Genomic DNA, 23,529 nt, shown 5'->3' with positions numbered 1-23,529 from the left:
GGTGTTTTTTATTTATGAATTCAAAAGCTTAAGCAATATGTTTTTGCACGATAATCGAACCGACAGAATAGCCAGCACCGAATGACGAAATCACAGCATACTCACCATCATTCACTTGTTCGCCTGTACGATGCATTGCGATAATCACACCAGCAGAAGAAGTATTAGCAAACTCATCAAGAATGATTGGTGCACGTTCCAAATCAGCCTCTTTGCCGACAACCAATTTCAAAATTAGTTCATTCATATTGGCATTGGCTTGGTGTAACCAGAAACGTTTGATTTGTTCAGCAGTTAATTCCAATTTTTCCAATTGAGCCGTAATGATTTTAGCGACTAGAGGACATACTTCCTTAAAGACTTTACGGCCGTCTTGACGGAACAATTTATCATCCACAACTGCATCTTCACTACGGTTTAAGAAACCGAAGTTATTACGGATATTATTTGAAAACTGAGTAAACAAATGAATGTCTAAGATTTCATAACCCGATTTAGTTTCTGTCTCTTCAATAATCGATGCCGTTGCAACATCACCAAAGATAAAGTGTGCATCACGGGTGCGATAATCTAAATGACCCGAGGTAATCTCAACATTGAGCAATAACACACGACGCGCCCCGCATTTCACTGCATCATAGGCTTGTTTCAAACCAAATGTCGCAGCAGAACATGCCACATTCATATCATAGGCATAGCCTTGAATACCCAATGCAGACTGGATTTCAATCGCAACAGCAGGATATGCACGTTGCATATTTGAACATGCCAAAATCACAACATCAATGTCTTCAGCTGTTACACCTGCATTTTCCATCGCTTGTTTTGCAGCAATCACACCCCACTCCGCTTGAAGTGAAAGTTCATCATTGCTGCGTTCTTGCAAACGTGGACGCAAACGTGTCGGATCAAGAATACCTGATTTTTCGACCACATAACGGCGTTGAATACCTGATGCTTTTTCAATGAATTCAGGGCTTGAGCCACGAAGAGCTTCAATTTCGCCTGCTTCGATTTGCGCCGCATTATCTTGGTTATACTGTTCTACATAAGCATTTAAACTTTCAACCAACTCTTCATTGGAAATAGATTCAGTTGGATGGAATAAACCTGTACCTGTTATACGGATGCCCATGTAAAACTCCTGTAAAGAATGGTTCTAGCTATCATATTTCTCAGTTTAACCGATTGCTAATCGATCCCATAGTTTTTGTAATCTAGTTGGTGAAATAGGCAGCTTTGTTTTCATTGGCTGAGAAAACAAAGAAATCCTGAACTCTTCCAACTTCAGATACAATTCTTTGATTTTAGGATCATTTTTAAATTTAAATACTTTGTCCATCCATGGATCGACATCATCAATCGCAGCAAGGTCTCGTTGTAGATTATTTGGCAAACGATCTAAACGCAATAGCAGTGCTTTTAAATAACGCGGGTATTCCTGCCAAATTTCAGCAGGACAGCTATACACAAAGTTTGCCAGTGACATTAAATCGAGTTGATCTTCAATATCATCTACACTTCGACCAAAGATCGTCTGATCCAACACCAACAACTCACGGCGGATCTGCTGCCATTGGGTAAATATTTCAGTTAAATCATTTAATGTCTGTTGACCATTTGCTAAAAACTGCTTTTTCGTTTCATTCAATAGCTGTTGAAACTCATCCGCATTCTTAGGTAATTCTTGAATCGACACCTGTAAAGTTGCATAGACCAGCATTTGTTCCAGTTTCGCTCGATCACCTAGTGGAGAATAGGCCAAAGCCAAAGGCTTGGAAATTTGTTTTTTCAATTGACGGATTAAATCACCCAATTGCATATGCACCAGACGAATCACCCCTTCTCGATGTTGCTTAATGGCTTCATCTTGATCATTAAAGGTTTGAATCACCACACCCGATTCATCTTTTGCTTCAAGCTCTGCAAATACTTTCGTTGGTACCAAAGCCTGATATTGCTTGATCACAACACCTGTTACTTTTTGCGATGCTTCAAATACAAAATTTTCAGGGAAGGTCTGGAACTCACCTTGTTGCTGTTTCACTGGACGGTGGGTTTCGACACGACAACGCGCTTTCAACTCATCCAGATCACGCCCTTGTGCGATTAACTTGCCTTTTTCATCAACAACTTTAATAAACGGGATCAGATACTGATCAATTCGCTCAAAAGAAAAATCTCTTTCCGTAATCTGCTCACCACGTAAAGCAAATGCCAAGTAGCTAAATAAATGTTCGCGCAAATGAACAGCATCAATTCCCTGCATCAGCTTTTTTGCAGTATCGGGAATCGGGACCAAATTACGGCGCTTGTCTTTTGGCAAGGCTTTTAATAAAGCTTCGATTAAATCCTGACGCCAGCCCGGAATCCCCCACGACCACTGCTTTTCATCCACTTGTGGTAAAGCCTGCACAGGAATCTTAACTGTCGCACCATCTTCATCGTGACTTGGATCAAAACGATAGCTGGCAGCAAGTCGCAGCTGCCCATTATGTAAATAATCTGGGAATTGCTGTGTGGTTGGGCGATCATTCATCCACAACGCATCATCTTCTACAAATAAATAACGTGGCTGCTCTGACTCAATGGTTGCGCGCCAATCTTCAAAACTACTGCGACTGGCGATTTCTTCAGGCACTTTTGCTGCATAGAACTGGTAAATGGTCTCTTCATCCACCACCAAATCACGACGACGCAGCTTATCTTCAACCCGTTCAACTTCTTCAAGTTTGAGCAAGTTATGTTTTAAAAATGGTGGAGTAATGCCTAAATGACCTGTCGTTAATGCATCACGTAAAAAGATTTCATGTGCCGCAGGTTGGTCTACTTTCTCAAAATTGATTAATCTTTTTGGCTCGATAATCAAACCAAATAAAGAGATTTGAGCATAAGCATTGACGATACCTGCTTTTTTCGACCAATGTGGTTCGAAATAGTGGTACTTCAATAAATCACGCGCAGCCAATAAAATCCATTCCGGATCAATTTTCGCCAAAGTCCGTAAATACACTTGAGAGGTTTCCACCATCTCAAATGCCATGACCCAAGCCGTATTGGTTTTGTGCAAAGTACTTGCAGGAAAAACTTTAGCCTTTTGTTGGCGCACCGCCATAAAAGTATTACGTTCATCGGTCTTATTGGCGATAAATGAAAGTAAACCCGTGAGTAAGGCACGATGCAGGTTTTCATAATTGGCTGATTTTTCATTAAAACTCAGCTTTAAACCTTCTGCCAATTCAACCAATTGCTGATGAGTTTGCTTCCATTCACGCAGACGTAACCAACTTAAAAAGTGCTGACGTGCAAATTGACGACGCTTATTCTCAGTTTGTGTTTCAGGACTGGTTTGCAGCGTATTCCAGAGTTTTAAATAGAATAAAAAGTCTGAGTCTGCTTCTTTGAATAATGCATGCTTTTGATCAGCCTGCATTTGCTTGTCGGCAGGACGTTCTCGAGGATCTTGAATGGCTAAGGCACTAACAATAATCAAGGTTTCTTTGAGCACACCAAAATGTGCCCCGCCAATCAACATACGTGCTAAACGCGGGTCAATTGGCATACGCGCCATCATTTGACCGACTTTGGTTAAATCATTCTTACGTTCATTTAATGCGCCTAACTCTACCAAGAGCTTACGTCCATCATTCACCAAGCGGAAATCAGGCGGCTCAATAAAATCAAAGTCTTCTAAATTACCTAGGCCTAAGCTTTGCATTTGCAAAATAACAGAGGCCAAGTTGGTCCGCTTAATTTCAGGTTCAGTAAATTCAGGACGGCTTAAAAAATCATCTTCGCTATATAGACGAATACAAACACCCGCAGCAATACGGCCACAACGCCCTTTACGCTGATTGGCTGCAGCCTGAGAAATTGCTTCAATCGGTAAACGCTGTACACGCGAACGATAGTTATAACGTGAAATACGAGCAAAGCCACTATCAATCACATAACGAATGTTTGGCACTGTTAAGGCAGTTTCAGCAACGTTGGTGGCAATAATAATTCGTCGCCCTTTGCCGCTCGGACTAAAGATTTTTTGTTGTTCTGCGAGTGCCAAACGCGCATATAAAGGCAATACCTCAGTATGACGAGGACCATATTTTTGCAGCGTTTCCTGTAATTCACGAATCTCTTGTTCAGTACTGGCAAATATTAAAATATCTGCATATTCAGGATGACCTTTTGCTTCGGCATCGGCAAAACATTCTTCTACCGCTTGTACCACAGCACGCGGTAAATTTTCTTCAAAATCATCAAATTCGTCGTCATCACTGCCCACGATACTCAGTTCAGAAATTGGACGATAACGCAGCTCGACAGGAAAACTACGACCTTCTACTTCAAAAATTGGTGCATCATAGAAATATTGGCTAAAACGATTTACATCTAGCGTCGCCGACGTCACGATCACTTTTAAATCAGGGCGTTTTGGCAAAAGCTGCTTGAGATAACCCATGATAAAATCGATATTGAGTGAGCGTTCATGCGCTTCATCAATAATGATCGTATCGTATTTTGATAAAAAACGGTCATTGGTCAGTTCAGCCAGCAAAATACCATCGGTCATTAACCTAACAATTGAGTCTTGCGAACCTTGCTCATTAAAACGGATTTTAAAGCCAATCGATTCACCAAGTTTCTCACCGACTTCTTCTGCAATACGTTGCGAGACACTACGCGCAGCTAGACGGCGTGGTTGAGTATGGCCAATCATCCCTGTAAGTCCACGACCTGCCAGCATGGCAATTTGTGGAAGCTGTGTGGTTTTACCAGAACCTGTTTCACCTGCAACAATGATGACCTGATGCTTTTGAATCGCCTCAATTAAACGGTCTGCATATTGGGTAACGGGTAAATCTTGGTTCAGCTTAATTTTGGGGACACGTGCTAAGCGTTGTTGTACCTTATGATTCGATTGTTCAATGAGTTTTTCGATTTCTGCTGTTTCTGTTTTTTTATCTTTGCGCAGTCGATTTAAACGGTGACGGTCACGTGCCATAACCAATTGATCTACATTTAAATGACTCTGCACTGAACAGCTTTCCTGAAAAAATAAAATAATCGGCTATTTTACGCTTTAAGCCCTTGCTATGCAAAGAAACCTTTTCATTCACTTGGCGACAGAATGCAAAACTTAGCTTATTTACCTCATTGCACTTTTTATTCCCCGATCATTTTATACATTCATGTGATGTAGAAAATTTAATCGTATATCTTGGTTTTTTATATATTTTTATCTTTTTTCAATTTTACCCTTGAATTTTGATGGCGTAGACTTCATGTTGTTATGCACGTTAGTTTTCAGATATTTTGTCATTTTTGCTTCATCTGCATGGAGTCAAATAGAAGAAATATCTTTGGGTGAAAGTCGTTTTTGATTGAGTTATTCAATTTTCCGATTTTAGTAATGTAAAAATACTATTTCCCCAATAACTAAAAATTATTTATTCTTGACCTCGTAAACAAGTAAGGCGTTAGCCTCTCAATAAAACCTCAATCATGGAGACAATGATGAGCTTAATTAATACTGAAGTTAAACCATTTAAAGCAACTGCATACCACAACGGTCAATTTGTTGACGTATCTGAAGCAGATCTTAAAGGCAAATGGTCTGTTGTATTCTTCTACCCAGCTGACTTCACTTTCGTATGTCCAACTGAGTTAGGCGACCTTGCTGACAACTATGCTGAATTCCAAAAATTAGGCGTTGAAATCTATGGCGTGTCTACTGACACTCACTTCACGCACAAAGCTTGGCACGACACTTCAGAAGTTATTGGTAAAATCCAATACCCATTAATCGGTGACCCAACGTGGACTCTTTCTAAAAACTTCGACGTATTAATCGAAGCTGCTGGTCTTGCTGACCGTGGTACTTTCGTAATCGATCCAGAAGGCAAAATCCAAATCGTTGAAATCAACGCTGGTGGTATTGGCCGTGATGCATCTGAACTTCTTCGTAAAGTTAAAGCTGCTCAATATGTTCACGCTCACCCAGGTGAAGTTTGCCCAGCTAAATGGAAAGAAGGCGAAGCAACTCTTGCTCCATCTATCGACTTAGTTGGTAAAATCTAATTTTTTTAGATTAGACCGATAGGTTTGAAACCACCCTTTTTAGGGTGGTTTTTTTATTGATTATTTTTATCAATCCAAGCCCTATCCCACAGCGAAAATTTATAGCTAATTTTTTACAATTCTTATACTTATAAATTTATAGCAACATTCATTTATGAATTGTCAGCCTGCTCAAGTTGGAGTACTGTCAAATTATGAAACAAAAGAGTTTTTAGATATGTACTAAAAGATCAAACAAAAGTAGGAGTCGTTATATGGAAAAATCTGTTGTTGTAACCTCTTGGAAATATGATGTTTCTTCACGCTATTTAAAAATCTTCTATAGCAATGGCTCAGGTGAGCTCTATCATCCCGTTCCAGAGTTTATTTACAATAATTTGTTACGTACCACTGATAAAACTGCCTTTGTTCACAAATATCTTGAGTTTGATCTGCACTTTAAAAGGCTCTGTATTTCTGCTTAATCATAAAAAATCAGCCCGCTTGGGCTGATCTGCTTTATGTCTTTCGATTATTTAAGCTGCTTCATTTTGCTCTATATATTTCTCTCGCATTTTTTCCTTCACATCCTCATGCATATTGATTCTGTTGAGGTCACCTTTATAGTGCGCTACAACGCGATCATCCATAATTTTTGACCACCAAGATGGAATAAATGCAGGCAAAATCATTGCACCATATCCTGCTGGTAGCTGTGGTGCATCTTCAAAGTGACGTAAGGTTTGAAAGCTTCGGGTCGGATTGGCGTGATGATCTGAATGACGCTGTAATTGATACAAGAACAAATTGGTCACCACATTATTATTGTTCCAGCTGTGCTCTGGCAAAGTACGTTCATATTGACCATTTTCTTTCTTTGCACGCTTTAAACCATAATGTTCGATGTAATTTACCGATTCAAACAAGGTAATCGCATAAGCCGCTTGTGTGAGTTGGAACGGTACTGAACGCAGACCAAACTTGCTGAACATCGCAGCATGATACATAGCAGACATTGCCCAGCCATGAATTAACTCATTTTCCTTACAAAAGAAAGGTAGTTTCTTACGTTCTAAACGACTCTTTTCAATCTCGATCGCTGATTTAAAGCTGCCAATGACGGTACGCGGTAAAAACTTCCAAAAGCTTTCACCGAATTGTGACGATGCTGGATCTTCGGGTGTTGCAACACGACGGTGATGTCCATAAGGATGTTCGATTCGGAAATGGTTATAGCCTGATGGTGCTAACGCTAAATGCGATAAATAATGTTCAAGTTGTCCATTTTTGTGGCTAAGTTCATGTGCAGTATTAATCGCGATTCCATTGACCATGCCCACCAAAGTTCCCAGTAAAACCTGATCAGCAACTGGTGTATTTTTACGACTGGCTAAATATGCCCCGTAGATATTGGTCGCGTATTGCAAAGGAATAAAAAGTTTAACGATACGAGCGTAATACGGATCAGCTTCTAAATCCGCGATTGCATCTAAGGGTGGATTTTCTGTGTCTTCACCAATGAGTTTATCCAATGCGGGAATGACACCATGAATAAATAATGGTCCAAATGAAGCAAAAAACTTTTTCGTTTTTTTAGGACCAAATTGATAGCCCGCCAAGCCACCCATAGCAATGGTTGGTACCGCCAAACCTAAAAGCCATAAATGACGTTTTTTATCCTTAAATTTTGTTGTCGCTTGCTCGACATCCAGTTGAGTATGCATATTCATTAGAAACTCCTCAATCAAACACAAAATGTTTTGCTTGAATTGATTGTGTTCCTTCATCACCGCTCTATATTATCATTTTAAGACTTGCTATTATCATTTTAAGACTTTAATGAGTTTTTATTGTGCAGAAGCAACAGATCCCAGTTATTCCATCACGTTATTATTTACGACTGATTGAAATATTGATGGGTACCCATCAATACGATAATGAGTTATTGATGGCAGTGCAGCAAGAGCTGGCAAAAACAGAATTCTTGTCGATTCAACAAATTGAACAATTCATTGAAATTGGTTTAAGTCTACCCAACACCCAAGATCTGGCCTTTGAACTTGGTAAAAATATAAAACTCAGCTCACATAGCTTGGTGGGCTATGCGCTCATGACCAGTCCTAATTTGGAACATGCACTTAGGCTGATTGCGCAATATTTTAGACTGATTATGCCGAGTTTTAAGCTGAGTATTCAGTTTCCGCCCCATCAACAAAAGGTTGAACTGTTATTTGAACCAATTTTGCAGATGAATAAGCAGTGTTTGGCCTTTCATATTGAAGCGATTGCGGTGGCGTTTTACTACAGCCTGTTAGAATTGGCAGGTCAGCAATTACAACGCTACCAAGTGTATTTGAGTGTTCCAGAGCCAAGTTATCAAGAACGTTATTTATCTTTAGTGAAAGCCAATTTCCACTTTAACTATACTTGGCTTTCAGGTATCCGTGTGGTGATTGATCAGCAACAATTGGCGCTACCCTTGCCTTTGGCAGATGCACATAGTTTAAAAATAGTCGAGCAACGCTGTCAGGAACAAATCCAGAAAATCTATCATCAAGGTGAAATTGTGGAATGGGTCAGCATGATGTTGCGACAAGCCAATCAAGTTCCAACGCTCATGGAATGTGCCAAAGTATTAAACATTTCTACTAAAACCTTACAACGCTATTTGCAGCAACAAAGTGTTGAATTTCAAGCTCTAAAACAGCAGATCAGTACAGAGCGTGCCATTGATTTATTAGAAAATTCCACGTTTACCATTACCCATATTGCCTATGAGCTGGGTTATTCCAATCCTGCCAATTTTACCCGTGCATTTAATAAGGTACTGGGCTGTAGCCCTCAAGCGTATCGATTACAACATCAAGGCAAAACCGATTCACTTCAACACCACCATACATAAACCCGCACCGATCGGCAGGATGGTGCTCATATAATCTTCATCATCCTTAATCAGTTCAAGAAATGTCTTCACTTCTGCCGCATGGGAAATGACATTATCAACAATTAAAGTGCTGCCTGAAGATTGCAATAAGCGCTTTAAGTCTTCCCAATACCCCGCATAACTACCACGCTCGGCATCAAGTAAAATTAAGTCGAAAGGCTCAGTCCCATCAGCCAAATAATCAGCCGCATCCCCGACCCAAAAATCGATCCAAGATTCCAAGCCAAACTCTTCCGCATATTTTTTTGCTTGAGCACTACGAAATGCATTGATTTCTAGTGTCTGTACCTTGCCTCCCACCACTTTCGCAGCTTCCGCCAGCCAAAGTGTGGAATAACCGGTAGAAGTACCAATTTCTAAAATTCGTTTTGATCGTTGAGTCCGAACCAACATCGCAAGTAGCTTGGCAGACTCAGCTTCAATATTTCGGTACCGTCTTAAACGATCAGACTGTCGAGCATCATGTTGTTTAAACTCATCATATAAATCAGAGATACGTTGTAAAAATACAGTGCTGGTCATGTCTGATCCCTCAAGTGCTTAAATGAAAAGCGCATTGAATTTAAGTCGTTTGTATCAGTTTAAAGCGCGGTAAAATTTGACCATCGTCAAGCTGAACGGTTTCGGTAAACATCGTCAATGGGCGTACCCACATCGAATAATCACCATATAAGCATTGATAGACGACCAATTCTTCTTCGGTTTCACTATGTCGTGCAACATTAAACACTTGATATAGCTGACCTTTATAGTGCTGATAGATACCACGTTGTAACGCCATGTTACTTACCCTTTATTTATGCCACGAAATGATTGCAGTTATATAACAACTTTGATTGTACTCAAATTTTTATGACACTATCTGCACATATAACGGCCAACACACTTAAAATTCAAAAAACCGATCAAACTAATAAAAACATACTGTTTTACCTATTTATTACTTTTGCGTACTATAGCTTCATTGAATGAATTTAGCCGATTTGCACGTCTTAGAATTTGGAGTCATACATGTTAGATCAAAATATTAAAACTCAATTAAAAGCTTACTTAGAACGTTTAGAAAGTCCAATCGAGTTGGTTGCTGCTTTAGATGACTCGGACAAAGCTGCAAAAATTAAAGAACTCGTAACGGAAATTGCTGAACTTTCTGACCAAGTTACGGCGCGTTTTGACGGTTCAAACGCTCGCCGTCCTAGTTTTGGTGTGGCCAAAGCAGGTGAACAACCGCGTGTGTTCTTTGCTGGCTTACCTATGGGACATGAGTTTACCTCTTTGATCTTGGCATTATTGCAAGTATCGGGTTATGCACCGAAAGTCTCTGATGAAGTCTTGACTCAGATCAAAGGCCTAAACTTAAGCGCAAACTTTGATGTGTTTGTCTCGCTCAGCTGCCATAACTGTCCAGATGTGGTGCAAGCGCTTAACTTAATTGCGATTAACAACCCAAATACCACGGCAACCATGATTGATGGTGCTTTCTTCCAAGACGAAGTTGAAGAACGTAAAATCTTGGCGGTACCGATGGTGTTCCAAGACAATCAACATATTGGCCAAGGTCGTATGACTTTGGAAGAAATCGTTGCCAAGTTAGATAGCAACTCGGCTGAAAAAGATGCAGCGGCAATCAATGCCAAAGATGCATTTGATGTGTTGGTGATTGGTGGTGGTCCTGCTGGTGGTACCGCAGCGATCTATGCGGCACGTAAAGGCATCAAAACCGGTATTGTGGCTGAACGCTTTGGCGGTCAGGTGATGGATACCATGGATATTGAGAACTTTACCACAGTTCAAAAAACGGTAGGTCCTCAGTTCGCCCAAGACATGGAAGCACATGTACGTGAATACGGTGTCGATATCATGAACTTGCAACGTGTCAGCAAGATCACAGGTGCTGATCAAACAGCTAATGGTCTGGTCGAAGTGGTATTAGAAAATGGTGCCAAGCTTGAATCGAAAACCATCATTCTTTCAACTGGCGCACGCTGGAGAGAAATGAATGTACCGGGTGAAGCAGAATATCGTACCCGTGGTGTTGCGTACTGCCCACACTGTGATGGTCCATTGTTTAAAGGTAAACGTGTTGCGGTCATTGGTGGTGGTAACTCAGGTGTAGAAGCAGCGATTGACCTAGCTGGGATTGTTGAGCATGTGACTTTGGTTGAGTTTGATACCAAACTACGTGCTGACCAAGTATTGCAAGACAAATTGAACAGCTTGCCGAATACCACGGTGATCTTGAATGCACTCAGTACTGAAGTGGTCGGTGATGGTGCTCAAGTGACGGCATTGAAATATAAAGATCGTGCCACTGATGCTGAACACAGTGTTGAACTTGCAGGGATCTTTGTGCAAATTGGTTTATTGCCAAACACAGACTTCTTAAAGAACAGTGCAGTTGAACTCAGTAACCGTGGTGAGATCATGATCAATGATCGTAACGAAACCAATGTCAAAGGTGTATTTGCTGCGGGTGATTGTACCACTGTGCCATACAAGCAAATCATCATTGCGACTGGTGAAGGTGCCAAAGCATCACTATCTGCCTTTGATTATATGATCCGTTCTGGTGTATAAGCTGATCTCAAACATGTGCACGCACTTGCATTTTCCGATGTAAGTGCGTGTTTTTACAAGTTATCAACAAATTTTCAACTTTATTATTCATCAAGTTTATGTTTATATTTTCGGTATCCATATCCTATTGGATGCCACAAAGAAAAGGAAATAGACAATGAATAAATTACTTGTTGCATTAGGTCTTGCTGCTACTGTTGCGCTTGTAGGCTGTAATAAAGATAAAGCGCCTGAAACAGGTGCAACCACGGGTGAACATTTAGAACACGCTGCTAGCCAAGCTGGTGCTGATGTTCAAAATGCTGCTGATTCTGCTGCTAATAATGTTGCAACTGCTGTAGATACAGCGGGTGATCAAATTGATGCTGCTGCTGATCACACTGCGACTGCAACTGCTGAAGCTGCTGCAAAAACTGAAGCTGCTGCACGTGATGCAACCGCTAAAGTTGCTGGTGCTGTAGAATCAACTGCTGCTGATGTGAAAGAAAAAGCTCAACAATAATTTAGTTGAAATAAAAAAGCCTCTGTAAACAGAGGCTTTTTTATTTGTCTCATTTAGCTTAATAGACCTTCATCACGCATTGCAATTTGCACTGACTGACGTTCAGCGACTTTATTACGCAATGCGATTACGTTGATATAAGGTGTTAAATCATGTTCGATATGGTTTGACCAATTGGTGAGAACAAATAAATACGCATCCGCAGGACCAAAGTTGTCATCGACTAAATAATCACAATCTGATTCAGCTAAGTAGTTGTCGATATATTTAAGCAAACGATCAACTTCTGCATAGGCTTTGGTTTTTTCATCATCAGTGAGTTTGCCGCCAAAGAATACTGAATAAGCATCATGTAGTTCTGAATTCAAATATCCTAACCATTCCAACACTTTGGCACGTCCCATCCCTGACGGTGGAATCAAATCCTGTTTAGGATCATGCTGTGCCAAAAACGGTAAAATCGCCACATTCTCAGTTAAAATCAAACCTGGATTAATTTCCAATGCAGGCACATAGCCCTTTGGATTAATCTCGTAATAATCTGCACCTTTAGAAGTTTTATGTGTTTTTAGATCAACTCGTTCTAAATCAAAATCGACGTTTATTTCATTTAAAATAATATGGGCAGCCAATGAGCAAGCACCTGGGGAATAATACAACTTCATAATTGATCCTTGTTATCTAACAACTTATGCTCTAGGACGTTCCTACGAAACTCGAGAACAGAAATAACTAAAATTTATAATAGCTTTCATGCTAAGAACATCTACACCACTACTATTAATGAATTTTTTTCTGCCTTGCAAGTTATATTCCGTGACGATTGATTAATTTATGAAAAAACAAACTAAACAAGGTCACGGAAAGCGGATTACGCTCTGCCAAAAAGTTTGCCTAACCATTCAAATAATGAGTTTAAAAATTCAACGATGATATTCTTTGGATTGTTTGGTTCAAGTTGAGAATCCGAGCTTTTCATATCCAAATCTACAATGACTGGGTCATGATCTGAAGAACGATAAGCATCCGCAGCAAAGAACAAAGCCTTTTGCTCATCAGTTTTATATTCTTCATTATAATCCAGCACCGTCGGCTCATCAGCATTGATATGCCATGCAAAGGTTTTGATCACACGCTTATACAAATTGGCATCGGCAATGGCATGATCAAGGTTACCTGCACCGCCATAACCATCTGCATCGCTGGCGACACCAAAGACATAACTATATCCCTGACTACCCTCACCCACTTTGCTGTCATTCAGTAAGACTTTATAGTTGGCTTTTTCAAAGCTGAGGATTGGATCTTCTTTGGCATAACTGTTCATATCGCCTAAGAGCAAGATATTCGGATTTTTCACTTGAGTAGGATTTTTGGCAATCCATTGAGTGAGTTGCTCAACTGCTTTAACGCGAGTTGGATTCCAACAACCTTGTCCATCACGTTGATCTGCATCAAGCGAGTTTTCATCAACACCTTTACAACTCTTCGATTTAAGATGATTTGGGATCACAGTGAAGATCTGTCCGCCCTGTACAGGTTTGAATGATTGAGCAATAGTGGAACGGCTTTTATCGCCTAAGTCCAATACCGCAGGTTTATTGACAGCTTGGACACGTTTACTGTTATAAATAATCGCAACTGCAATCACATCTGTACCGAGCTGATTTAATCCTTCAGGAATCACATATTTCCAGTCTGGCCCTAAAGCTTTGGTGAGGTTGGCAACTGCGCTGTCACTGCCATAACCATTATTGGCAATCTCCATCAGTCCATAAACATCTGCATCAATTGATTTTAATGCATTGACGATTTTGGCATGTTGCTTGTCAAATTCAGCCTGACTATTGGCACCACGTTCAGTTGGGAAACCATTTTTGCCATTATCATAGTTCAGCACGTTAAATGCTGCAGCACGAATATGTTTACTTTGCTTAGCTGCAATGGTTGGACGCGGATTGGCCGTGGTGACCACTTCTGGTAAGTTCGCGCCTACAATCGGCTGTACACGCCACGCATTAAAACGATATTCTAAAATACCTTGTGTATTCTTTAGCTGATAGCCAGAACGCAGTGTATTTAAGGCACTAAAATTTTGTGGCAACCACGGTGCACGGTTTTGATTGTTATAGCCATCATCAAAAATAATTTTTGAAAGTAGATTTTTCTGCGCTAAGGCTTTCGCTTCATTCGACAATGCAGGATAAAGATTGGTTGGAATAAATAAGCGACCAAGACTCAGTGACAGCTCACCATAACGACCAAAATTATAGTTTTCGCTGATCGTCAAAGTTTGCGGTAACTTCACCAACATCCCTTGATATCGTTTCGGTGAATTACCTGCTGTGTCAGTTAAACTGCTAAAGGGTAGATTCAAATCCAATGGTTGAATGAGAGAAGCCATATTTTGATTACAGCTTTGAACGTCTTGCTGTAACTGATCAATTTGAAGTTGGTTTTGGTAGCTGGTGAGACGGCCACGCAGGATCACCTCCTCACCCACTTGCCCACCTTTTACTGTACTGCTTGCAGGAATATAAACGAAGATAGCATTACTGACATTCGGTGTGGCTTTACTATCTGGGGTTTGCACATAGAAACCAGAGAAACCGTTGCTATAACGATAGTCCGCTGTGATTACACCACGAATGGTATAGTTTTGATTCTGAGTCGATTCTGCCAAACTAGCAATCGGTGTATCACTGCTGCTACAACTGACTGCGTCTACAGGCGGCGTCGTGGTTGAGCCAGTCAAATTCGAAAAATCATTGCGATCTGTCCATGCCTGCCAAGATGAGTCGAGATCAAATGGGCTGGTCGAATCAACACTGACCACAGGATTATCTGTTTGAATGCGCTTAAAGCTATTGCCCATACTCTGTACTGTAGTGCCCCAACCATTCGTTGGGCGTTCACCAATACGACCAAAGCGGTCTACAGGTGTCCCACGATAGAGCAACACAATCGCATCATCGCCATTAAAGGAGAGTCCAGCGACTTGATTGACCTTCCCACCTAGTTGTGTCTGTAATTCAGAACGACCAATCAGGAATTTTTGTTTACTGGCTAAACTGCCTTGTAATGGAAAAGCTACGGTTTTGACCGTGCCGCCATTATTAAACTGCTGGATTTCATAATCTGTCAAATTAACAGTCGTAGCGTCTGGGTTATAGATTTCCAACCCTTTTTTATTGCTGCTGCCATCCACATATTGGCTAAACATGAGTTGTGCATGTGCGGCAGAAAAAATTGAAGAAGCACCTAACAGGCCTAAACAAATAGCGATCGAATGGTATTTAAAATTGTTCATGGTTTTTTACTTAGTGTTAAAATTGTAATTAGGCTATGCAATTTCTGTGACAGCTACATGAAGATTTTTTGACAAATTTTAAGCAATTTTAGAAATGATCGGCTAAATAAAATCACTTAAAGTTTGACTTGACCACCTGAACACTTAAAATACGGCATTTCTATATTTATATCTCCAGAATCATGTCAAACGATCAGTTAGAAACGCAAATTACGGAACTCGACAATTTGCCAGAGCACCGTGAAATTGTGACGTTTATGCGTCGTTCAGCTCCGCTCAATACTTCACAACGTACTGCTTTAGAAGATTATCGTGATTTAATTTTGGAATACCCTGTTGGTGATTTACGTCAACACTTTGAACATCCTGAACGCCCATTAACCGTTGAAATCGGTTTTGGTATGGGTCGTTCTTTGGTGTTAATGGCAAAAGCCAATCCTGAACGTAACTTTGTCGGGATTGAAGTGCATGTACCTGGGATCGCACAGTGTGTCTATGAAGCGGGTATGGCGGGCTTAAAGAACCTGTTTGTACTGGATGCCGATGCAATCCAAGTGCTACGTGAAATGCCAGACAACAGCATTAACTGTGTACAGCTTTACTTCCCAGATCCATGGCAGAAGAAACGTCACTTTAAACGCCGCTTTGTTATTCATGAACGTATGCAACTGGTTGAACAAAAGCTTGAGTTAGGTGGTACTTTCCACTCAGCGACAGACTGGGAACCGTATGCAGAATGGATGCTTGATATACTAGACAATCGTCCTGATATGGAAAACTTGGCAGGTAAAGGCAATAGTTACCCTCGTCCAGAATGGCGTCCAGTGACTAAATTTGAGCGTCGCGGTCTAGAATCTGGCCATAAGATTAATGACTTTATCTTTAAGAAAATAAAGTAAGCTGATTTTATTTTTTTAAAGAAAGCCACTAATTGTTTAGTGGCTTTTTTTAGGTCTAAACTTTAAATAAGGCTTCTATTGAACTTCTTGTTTTAGAACACTATAAGGCAAATACATTTTTATCCCCATATTATATAAAGCAAAAATTGAGATAAAGAAAAAAACACCTGGCATAATATAGAATTCATAAGGAGCTGAAATTTCAAATATTTCTTTCAGAACAGCGATCAAGATCATTTGAACTAAAAAGAAACCGACAAATATCTTCCACCCATTGATCTTATACGCATGCCCAGTCAATGAAAACATAAAATCATATAAAAAAAAACCTCTTTTTGATTAAAATTATGAATCAAAACTTGTATATATTTTTTATTCTTCAGAATATCTCTCATTTCAAGTCGAATAAAAATATTAAATAAGATATAAAATACGATATAGCTCCAAAAATATACTTCACCAACATACAAAGAAATTGACAGAGCGATCAATAGGAAAGAAACTGATGTCAAATAGCTCCCCAAAAAACGATGCTGTGCATATAAAAGTGCATCAGGTTTAGCCCTGACCCTTATATAGAGGAAAATACAAAACCAGAAATAAAAGATATAAGAAAGAATAAAGAAAACTCTTATAAGGCATGTACTTAAACTAAAAATCGTAATAAATCCCAGAAAAGCAAGAGTACCTAGAGCGAAATTCAGTACAAAATGTTTTTTCACAAAATACTGATAGTCAAATTCTGAGATTTTTATCGACATTTAAATCACTTTTATAAAATACATTTAAATTTTATATATAAATAACTTTCATCAATAAGCAGTTATATCTATAAACTATATTAATAACTTCTAAATTAAGACTATCTTTACTGATACGCTTACTACCAAAAAAATAGTGCTTTTAACAATCCAGAGTTTTCACCTTTGACTAAAGATAATAAATCAATAAACCCAAGAAAAATAATGATAGAAATAAGTAACAGCGCTATATAAATAACATATTCAAATGGCTTGATCGGTTCACTTTGTAGCTTGGGTTTCGGGTTCTGCTCAAAGTCATAAGGGTCATTGACTTCGATTTGACATTCTTGTTCTACCCAATCTGGAAATTTTGGAATCTTACTAGTTTTGACAGATAGCATACGCCCAACTAGAAAAATAAATGATATTGGGAAAAGTCCCCAAAATATCAGTCGTTGTATTCTATTTACAGGTTGATCACTACCTGTAGCTGCAATCATCACACGTTCTACAGTCTCTCTAAAGTACTCTTTACGATGATGGATAGGAAAAACTCCATGGACTGCAGTATAGCTTGCTTTTGCTGAATCATCTTCCATATAACGACATACAAATTCCCAATGTGCTAATAAAAAAGAATCATATTGACTATGGCCTGTATAAGGTAAAGCAAAAGTTTCTGTCACTTTTTCCTGTTCATCTAGTAAAGAAAATCTTACATCCCAACCTCTACGACTATATTGTTGCAAACTAATATTAAAGTCATCCCAATTAGCAACCAATAACTTTCTATTTGGCTGAATAACATAGACTTTTTTTAATTTTCTATTAAAACGGATAGGATAATAGGTATAACTAAAACATTCACGTTTTAACATATGGGAAAAGATTATAATTCCCCCAAAGAATACTAAAATAAAAAAAATGTCTATCATATTTTCTACTATACTGGTGCTATATGATGGGTTATAAAATCCATAATAAAATAGCCCACCTATACCAACAGTCATAATGGCTATAAAACATAAACTTGCTATAGAGATTAATCCTCTCCAGAAATTCCAGCGATCTATCAACTCTAAATAGGTACTATTAATCTGAATCACTGCTCGATGTGGATTTAGTTTTTCACTTTCAGATTGTCTTCTATTTAAAGTTTCAGTTTTATGCGGTTTAAGCTTTTTACCCACCGTTTCATAGTTAATAAATAAACCTACCCAATCGCTCATATTTAATTTCCTAACTTTATGACGATACTAGTGCTGCTAAAGCAATTCTGATCATCAGAGTAGGTAAAACATTCCTGTGATGAATCATCAAAAAGTCAAAATAAAATATAAAGGCTAAATGTGCCAAACAGGCACACTTACCACCAAAAGAATAGAGCTTTTAACAGTCCTGAGTTTTCACCTTTAGCCAATGACAATAGATCAATAAATCCAAGAAAGATGATGATAGAAATAAGTAGCAGTACTATATAAATCACATATTCAAATGGTTTGATCGGTTCACTTTGTAGCTTAGGTTTCGGATATTGTTCAAAGTCATAAGGATCATTGGCTTCGATTTGGCATTCCTGCTCAACCCAGTCTGGGAACTTTGGAATTTTACTCGTTTTTATAGACAGAGTACGACCAACAATTTCAATGAATCTAAATGGAAAAGTTGCCCAAAATATTAATCGTTGAGTTCTGTTTATAGGTTGATCACTACCTGTTGTTGCAATCATCACGCGCTCAAAACTTTTTTTTAAGGTTTCTTTGCGTTGATGTATTGGAAAAACTTCTGTAACCGCATCATAGCTAGCTTGAGCTGTATCATCTTCCATATAGCGACGAACGAACTCCCAGTGTTCTAATAATTCAGAACTATACTGACTAAAACCCGTATATGGTAAGGCAAAAGTTTCTGTCACTTTTTCCTGTTCGTCTAACAAAGAAAACCTTACATCCCAACCTCTGCGGCTGTATTGTTGTAAACCAATATGAAAATCTTCCCAATTAGCAACCAGTAATTTTTTATTAGGCTGAATTACATAGACTTTTTTTAGTTTTCGATTAAAACGGATAGGATAATGAGTATAGCTAAAACATTCTCTTCTAAAAAAATGCCAACCAACCCCAAGCAGCCCTACACCACATAGCACTAGGAAAATAAACATTACTAACTCACCACCTGTCAAACCAGGTGTGGGTTTAAAAAAAACAAAATAGACTATCATAAAAACAAGACAAGACATAAACCCCATTATAAACAAAGCAAAAATTGAGGTGAATCCTCGCAAAAAGTTCCAACGATCAAATAACTCTAAATAGGTACTATTAATCTGAATCACAGCTAGATGTGAATTTAGTTTTTCACTTTCAGATCGTCTTATATTTAAAGTTTCGGTTTTATGCGGTTTAAGCTTTTTACCCACCGTCTCATAGTTAAAAAATAAACCTACCCAATCACTCATATTTAATTTCCTAACTTTATGACGATGCTAGTGCTGCCAATGCTTCTTGCTGTTTTTTGAGCTCAGTACTTAAAGTCCAATTTGCTTTTCTCTTACCAAAGTAGCCTTGTCTGATCCAGTCCTGTAAAGCATTACTACTGAAGTAATTGATAGCAAACGCAACAGCAATCATGGCAATCACCAAAACTATACCAACACCAGTCATCAATGCACCACCAATCAAAAATGCAACTGTTGAAGCTACGCCAAGAATGCCTGATGCAGCATACAACCCTGTTAATTGATAATTACCTTTCTGAAACTCTTTATATGCGTTAACACCATCCCATGCCGCAAACACAAGAGCAGCAACTACCAGACCTCGTGTTTTCAGGAATCCACAAATTTTCATCCTCAAGCCATTTTTTGCTTTTGTCGCCTGATCCAAAGCTGTCTTCATCACTGCTTCAAACCGTCGCTCTATGACATCTAACACACTTGCAACACCAGCTACGATACCTGCCACAAATTTAGTCGATGTTTCCAATAATTGTGTTGGTGTTGTTTTCATCATGTCCTGATACATACTAAAAATTGCAATCCCTTGTAAAGTTGCAGCAAAAAGTCCTGCACCAAATGACATTTTTTTGTTGGTACTCACCGCCTTACTGTAGTCTTTAAAACGTAATTCACTTACATCTTGAGCACTACGAACGCTGGAGGCCATTGCAGGTGTACGTTGGCTGTTCGGGGTATTGTAATTAACGTTACTTAGTTCATTAATATCCACGACCAAAGCAAATGCACTACGGTTACGGCTCTTTAAATCAACTACACCAGCAGCCTCAAGTTGCAAAAGTTGTAATTTAACAGCACGTTTTAAATCATCTGAATTAATTTTTTTACCCGAAGCCTTTAAAATTTCTTGTGTAATAAACTTGGCATATTCTAATTTCGTTCCATTGACCTCTACACGAACTACAGGTCTTTGATAATGCGCTCCAAGCAACAAAGGTACTTTATAAGCTGCGCTTGCCCCATCTACAGCTTCTTTGATAACTTGCGAAACAGGAGCACTGATTGCCTTGACAAAACCTTCGAGTATTGTTGCTCGACCCACTATAGCCAAGTCAATGGATTGCGTTACACCAAAAATAAGCCCTGACCAAGCATGTTTAGTTGAACCCGACATAAAATCAAAATCAGCTAATTTACTTTGAACCTGATTCAAAGCTGCTTGTTGGTTAAAGAGAAGCCCGCGACAAAGATAATTAGCTGCATGCTTAATATCACCTTTTAACAATTGGCAATAATAAGTGAAATTTTCAGGGAGCATCTGAGTATTACCCACCAAAACCATGACCGTCGTTGAATATTCCATGCCTGATTGGATCAAGCTACTATCAAAGTTCGCTCGCATATAGTAAAACAAGGTATTACTCTTAAACCACGCGAGATGTGCTTTCGCTAAAGGCTCAATAAATCTTTTCTGATAATCAACTGCTTTTGCATCAAAATCTTTTTTCCAATTATCTGGTGCTGTTGGACTACTAAATTCTCGCTGATATCTTGCCCAAGCACTTTGCTGACTGGCACTTATCCTATTGCGTAATTGCTGTAGTTGTTGCGGAGTCAGCGGGGGTAAATCTTGTTTATCACGGTATCCTGTCACTGCAATCGTTGGTGTATCGATATAGCTTCCCAATGCAGGAACAAATATTTGCTCGGTTGTTTCCTCTGTAATTGCAGAACGTGCTTGGTCAAAATTTAAAGCAGCATTATTAGCAGCATCCATTTGTACAGCCGTTTTTAAACTTTCAATCTCTCCATAGACTGTCAAAGGATGTCGATGTGCCTGTTGCCAGATTCGACCAAGCTCATCTAGCAAAGCACTAATATCACTCATTAAAGCAACGGGATCATTGATCGCAATCACTAACCCTTTTCCCGGCGCTAACCGATTTGCTTCATTAATAATTTTTGGTGCATTGCCTTTTAATTCTAAAAAACCGCGAGTCGACCATGCAAAAGACTGCTGCCCCTGAGCATTGGTTAAACTATACTCATTAACACTATTTTGTAGACGTTGTATAGGTATACTGCCCGTAGTATTCCCTCCAATCTTAACTTCAGTCATATGCCTACGCTTCTCAACTGCCACAGCAGAAGCTCCCTTATGCGCATTCAGTACCGCCTGTGTCCACTTATATTCGGAATAGCCAATAAATATTGATCGCGCAACAGTTGGTCTTGGGACAGTAATTAAAGCAGCATTGGCAAATTTCTGTCCTTGTTGCATACATGCAACGTGTTGTGTTTTAAATGCTTCTGTTGTTGCTTGCGGTTCATTTGCATTAATTAACGTTGCTAAGCCTCCAGATGTTAAACTATAGACTTTGATACTATTGTCTAAGCTATCGTAAATATATAAATAACCTGAACGTAAATTCCTAAGTGCGTAATAACAACTACTTGCTGGTAATTCTGGGTAACCTGCTGGCACAGCAATAGGTGAACGAATTGCACTTCCTCTACCTACAGAAAAACGACTGATAAATAAAGGTAGGCCTTCTTTCTGACAACGTTTACAATTAGAAGCTGTCATTTATTTTTCTCCCAAAATATTTTTATATTCACGATGCAACAGCTCTTCAAATGGCAAAGTAGAATCTAATTCTCCCTCTACAACATCCATATTTGGTGTCATTAATACTCTTAATTTTTCAGTAATCTGCATCATGTCATCAAAACTAAATGTCTTAGGATATAACTGATCAGAAAAGAGATTGGGAACATTCAAAGTAAAATATTGTCCAGCAACAGATATGATCCACTCATCTATATAGTCTTGCCATAATTGGAATTTTTCGATTTGACTAGTTGCTGTATGATTATAAAAACTAAATAATAAATGAAAGTGAATCATTGCTCTAGAATCGAACATCCGGAATAAAAAATTCTTTTTTTGAACTGTTACTTTCATCATTTTAGCTAGAAACTCTTTTATTTCATAAATATTTTTCTTTGAAATTATATAGTTCTGAAACATACTCATTTGGTCAAATTGACTAAATGCATCAACATAAAAATATGAACCTATTTCCTCCCACAATTGTCTTCTCAGTTCATCATCAATCAAACTAAGATCAACCAAGGTAGGTGTCATACTTTCATTTTCAAATAAGTTAGACCCAATTAGTTCATATTTCACACCAAGTTGCTTAAGAACATAATGTGCATCCATCCACAATAAAGGATCAAAAAATATATAATTTGCTTTAAAAATAATATCTTCAGAAGTCGATATTTTTTCTATTAAAAAATCTTTATTTTCCACAACTTAATCCACTGCTATTACAGGTGAGCCTTTGGCAGATGCTTCTATTGCCTTAAGATCACATTCCAATTGTTTTAATGCGATAGGTTGCATATCGACCTTCGCTCCCCCCATAAACAAATGTTGCCCCGCCTTCACCTCAAACTTACCACCTGTGGTTGGGAAAATACCCGAACCATCTAGTTTGATCTGAGAACCACCTGCGGTAATCACAATCTCTTTCGGACTAGTAATCTCAATACGATCTTCGGTCGAGATAATCTGAATCCCTTGCTTGGCAAGTAAATCCATCCCATCTGACTGTGCTTGAACCTCAAACTTCCCCTTTGCAGCAACTTGCTTAATACCATTTTGCGCAGCAAACAGGCTGGCTTTACCACTTACATGTGCAATCAGATTTTTTTGGGTGCTCAAGTTGATGCTGTCGCCTGCAAACTGATTAATCTGTCCATCCGCGGATAGGTGAATATCTTCATTGCTACTCAGGCCAATGCCAGCGGGTGAGTTGAGCAACAACATCGCCTTGTTAAACTTTGCAATATCAGACTCAATTTCTTCGGCAAAGGCTTTTAATTGCTCCAGTGATTCAATCTCATCAGTCTGCTGATTCTTGGCCACTTCACTTAAGGCTTTGGCGTTGCTTTGGTTGCCTTCAAGTTGTTGCTTGGCAGGCTGCGCATCAAGATGCTCGCCTTGGGCTTGATCTTGTTTGTGCGTAGAAAG

Annotated in this window: 18 protein-coding genes; 6 read left to right on the top strand and 12 right to left on the bottom strand. The window is 39.0% G+C overall.

Features of this window, described 5'->3' with window-relative positions; all coding sequences use genetic code 11:
- Nucleotides 1-28 precede the first annotated feature (28 nt).
- Both MMO42_RS15645 and hrpA read right to left on the bottom strand, forming a co-directional pair.
- On the bottom strand, nucleotides 29-1,135 hold the full coding sequence (locus tag MMO42_RS15645; protein WP_241321229.1) for a beta-ketoacyl-ACP synthase III: 1,107 nt from the start codon (nucleotides 1,133-1,135) through the stop codon (nucleotides 29-31).
- Nucleotides 1,136-1,180: 45 nt separating this feature from the next.
- Nucleotides 1,181-5,035, bottom strand: coding sequence for an ATP-dependent RNA helicase HrpA (gene hrpA, locus MMO42_RS15640; protein WP_241321228.1), 3,855 nt, complete (start codon nucleotides 5,033-5,035; stop codon nucleotides 1,181-1,183).
- Between the two features lie 479 nt (nucleotides 5,036-5,514).
- On the opposite strand from hrpA, the gene ahpC reads away from it, so the two are divergent.
- Together ahpC and MMO42_RS15630 are read left to right on the top strand one after the other, a co-directional pair.
- Nucleotides 5,515-6,078: an alkyl hydroperoxide reductase subunit C gene (gene ahpC, locus MMO42_RS15635; protein ID WP_004654049.1), complete on the top strand. Its 564-nt coding sequence runs from the start codon at nucleotides 5,515-5,517 to the stop codon at nucleotides 6,076-6,078.
- A 254-nt stretch (nucleotides 6,079-6,332) separates the two neighbouring features.
- A complete protein-coding gene (locus MMO42_RS15630) occupies nucleotides 6,333-6,542 on the top strand; it encodes a KTSC domain-containing protein (protein ID WP_005294945.1) in 210 nt (69 codons plus the stop codon).
- Between the two features lie 51 nt (nucleotides 6,543-6,593).
- On the opposite strand, the gene MMO42_RS15625 is transcribed toward MMO42_RS15630, so the two are convergent.
- Nucleotides 6,594-7,787 (bottom strand): alkane 1-monooxygenase, encoded by a 1,194-nt coding sequence (locus MMO42_RS15625; protein WP_241321227.1) that lies wholly within the window; start codon nucleotides 7,785-7,787, stop codon nucleotides 6,594-6,596.
- Between the two features lie 122 nt (nucleotides 7,788-7,909).
- On the opposite strand from MMO42_RS15625, the gene MMO42_RS15620 reads away from it, so the two are divergent.
- On the top strand, nucleotides 7,910-8,959 hold the full coding sequence (locus MMO42_RS15620) for an AraC family transcriptional regulator (protein ID WP_241321226.1): 1,050 nt from the start codon (nucleotides 7,910-7,912) through the stop codon (nucleotides 8,957-8,959).
- Here the strand turns inward: MMO42_RS15620 and MMO42_RS15615 are convergent.
- The gene (locus MMO42_RS15615; RefSeq protein WP_241321225.1) at nucleotides 8,936-9,523 is read right to left on the bottom strand and encodes a class I SAM-dependent methyltransferase; all 588 of its coding nucleotides are present in this window, start codon (nucleotides 9,521-9,523) and stop codon (nucleotides 8,936-8,938) included. The genes MMO42_RS15620 and MMO42_RS15615 overlap by 24 nt on opposite strands.
- Before the next feature lie 40 nt (nucleotides 9,524-9,563).
- On the bottom strand, nucleotides 9,564-9,782 hold the full coding sequence (locus MMO42_RS15610; RefSeq protein WP_241321224.1) for a DUF1653 domain-containing protein: 219 nt from the start codon (nucleotides 9,780-9,782) through the stop codon (nucleotides 9,564-9,566).
- Between the two features lie 230 nt (nucleotides 9,783-10,012).
- Here MMO42_RS15610 and ahpF point away from each other — a divergent pair, with 230 nt between their 5' ends.
- Nucleotides 10,013-11,578 (top strand): alkyl hydroperoxide reductase subunit F, encoded by a 1,566-nt coding sequence (gene ahpF, locus MMO42_RS15605; RefSeq protein WP_241321223.1) that lies wholly within the window; start codon nucleotides 10,013-10,015, stop codon nucleotides 11,576-11,578.
- Between the two features lie 157 nt (nucleotides 11,579-11,735).
- Nucleotides 11,736-12,080, top strand: coding sequence for a hypothetical protein (locus MMO42_RS15600; protein ID WP_005294959.1), 345 nt, complete (start codon nucleotides 11,736-11,738; stop codon nucleotides 12,078-12,080).
- Nucleotides 12,081-12,133: 53 nt separating this feature from the next.
- Here the strand turns inward: MMO42_RS15600 and MMO42_RS15595 are convergent, their stop codons facing one another.
- Together MMO42_RS15595 and MMO42_RS15590 are read right to left on the bottom strand one after the other, a co-directional pair.
- Nucleotides 12,134-12,745 (bottom strand): glutathione binding-like protein, encoded by a 612-nt coding sequence (locus MMO42_RS15595; RefSeq protein ID WP_005153867.1) that lies wholly within the window; start codon nucleotides 12,743-12,745, stop codon nucleotides 12,134-12,136.
- 206 nt (nucleotides 12,746-12,951) lie between these two features.
- The gene (locus tag MMO42_RS15590) at nucleotides 12,952-15,390 is read right to left on the bottom strand and encodes an ExeM/NucH family extracellular endonuclease (protein ID WP_241321222.1); all 2,439 of its coding nucleotides are present in this window, start codon (nucleotides 15,388-15,390) and stop codon (nucleotides 12,952-12,954) included.
- A 182-nt stretch (nucleotides 15,391-15,572) separates the two neighbouring features.
- On the opposite strand from MMO42_RS15590, the gene trmB reads away from it, so the two are divergent.
- Nucleotides 15,573-16,289, top strand: a complete 717-nt coding sequence (gene trmB / locus MMO42_RS15585; protein ID WP_004654068.1) for a tRNA (guanosine(46)-N7)-methyltransferase TrmB — start codon at nucleotides 15,573-15,575, stop codon at nucleotides 16,287-16,289.
- Nucleotides 16,290-17,172: 883 nt separating this feature from the next.
- On the opposite strand, the gene MMO42_RS15580 is transcribed toward trmB, so the two are convergent.
- The 5 genes from MMO42_RS15580 to MMO42_RS15560 form a co-directional block, all read right to left on the bottom strand.
- A complete protein-coding gene (locus tag MMO42_RS15580) occupies nucleotides 17,173-18,261 on the bottom strand; it encodes a DUF6708 domain-containing protein (protein ID WP_241321221.1) in 1,089 nt (362 codons plus the stop codon).
- A 137-nt stretch (nucleotides 18,262-18,398) separates the two neighbouring features.
- Nucleotides 18,399-19,490 (bottom strand): DUF6708 domain-containing protein, encoded by a 1,092-nt coding sequence (locus MMO42_RS15575; RefSeq protein ID WP_241321220.1) that lies wholly within the window; start codon nucleotides 19,488-19,490, stop codon nucleotides 18,399-18,401.
- 16 nt (nucleotides 19,491-19,506) lie between these two features.
- Nucleotides 19,507-22,074, bottom strand: a complete 2,568-nt coding sequence (locus MMO42_RS15570; RefSeq protein WP_241321219.1) for a T6SS effector BTH_I2691 family protein — start codon at nucleotides 22,072-22,074, stop codon at nucleotides 19,507-19,509.
- On the bottom strand, nucleotides 22,075-22,806 hold the full coding sequence (locus tag MMO42_RS15565) for a hypothetical protein (protein ID WP_241321218.1): 732 nt from the start codon (nucleotides 22,804-22,806) through the stop codon (nucleotides 22,075-22,077).
- 3 nt (nucleotides 22,807-22,809) lie between these two features.
- Nucleotides 22,810-23,529 (bottom strand): DUF2345 domain-containing protein (locus MMO42_RS15560; protein WP_241321217.1); only part of this gene is annotated, 720 nt, incomplete at its 5' end.

This window comes from Acinetobacter sp. ANC 3882 (genome assembly GCF_022549545.1).
In the GTDB taxonomy this organism is placed as follows: domain Bacteria; phylum Pseudomonadota; class Gammaproteobacteria; order Pseudomonadales; family Moraxellaceae; genus Acinetobacter.
Note: the sequence above shows the minus strand (reverse complement) of the source record. Positions and strands in the feature narration are given on the sequence as shown.

Coding starts and splice junctions, on each gene's coding strand:
- MMO42_RS15595 (WP_005153867.1), bottom strand. CDS start 12,745: ATGAAGTTGTATTATTCCCCAGGTGCTTGCTCATTGGCTGCCCATATT.
- MMO42_RS15615 (WP_241321225.1), bottom strand. CDS start 9,523: ATGACCAGCACTGTATTTTTACAACGTATCTCTGATTTATATGATGAG.
- MMO42_RS15600 (WP_005294959.1), top strand. CDS start 11,736: ATGAATAAATTACTTGTTGCATTAGGTCTTGCTGCTACTGTTGCGCTT.
- MMO42_RS15630 (WP_005294945.1), top strand. CDS start 6,333: ATGGAAAAATCTGTTGTTGTAACCTCTTGGAAATATGATGTTTCTTCA.
- MMO42_RS15570 (WP_241321219.1), bottom strand. CDS start 22,074: ATGACAGCTTCTAATTGTAAACGTTGTCAGAAAGAAGGCCTACCTTTA.
- ahpF (WP_241321223.1), top strand. CDS start 10,013: ATGTTAGATCAAAATATTAAAACTCAATTAAAAGCTTACTTAGAACGT.
- ahpC (WP_004654049.1), top strand. CDS start 5,515: ATGAGCTTAATTAATACTGAAGTTAAACCATTTAAAGCAACTGCATAC.
- MMO42_RS15645 (WP_241321229.1), bottom strand. CDS start 1,135: ATGGGCATCCGTATAACAGGTACAGGTTTATTCCATCCAACTGAATCT.
- MMO42_RS15580 (WP_241321221.1), bottom strand. CDS start 18,261: ATGAGCGATTGGGTAGGTTTATTTATTAACTATGAAACGGTGGGTAAA.
- trmB (WP_004654068.1), top strand. CDS start 15,573: ATGTCAAACGATCAGTTAGAAACGCAAATTACGGAACTCGACAATTTG.
- MMO42_RS15575 (WP_241321220.1), bottom strand. CDS start 19,490: ATGAGTGATTGGGTAGGTTTATTTTTTAACTATGAGACGGTGGGTAAA.
- MMO42_RS15625 (WP_241321227.1), bottom strand. CDS start 7,787: ATGAATATGCATACTCAACTGGATGTCGAGCAAGCGACAACAAAATTT.
- MMO42_RS15590 (WP_241321222.1), bottom strand. CDS start 15,390: ATGAACAATTTTAAATACCATTCGATCGCTATTTGTTTAGGCCTGTTA.
- MMO42_RS15610 (WP_241321224.1), bottom strand. CDS start 9,782: ATGGCGTTACAACGTGGTATCTATCAGCACTATAAAGGTCAGCTATAT.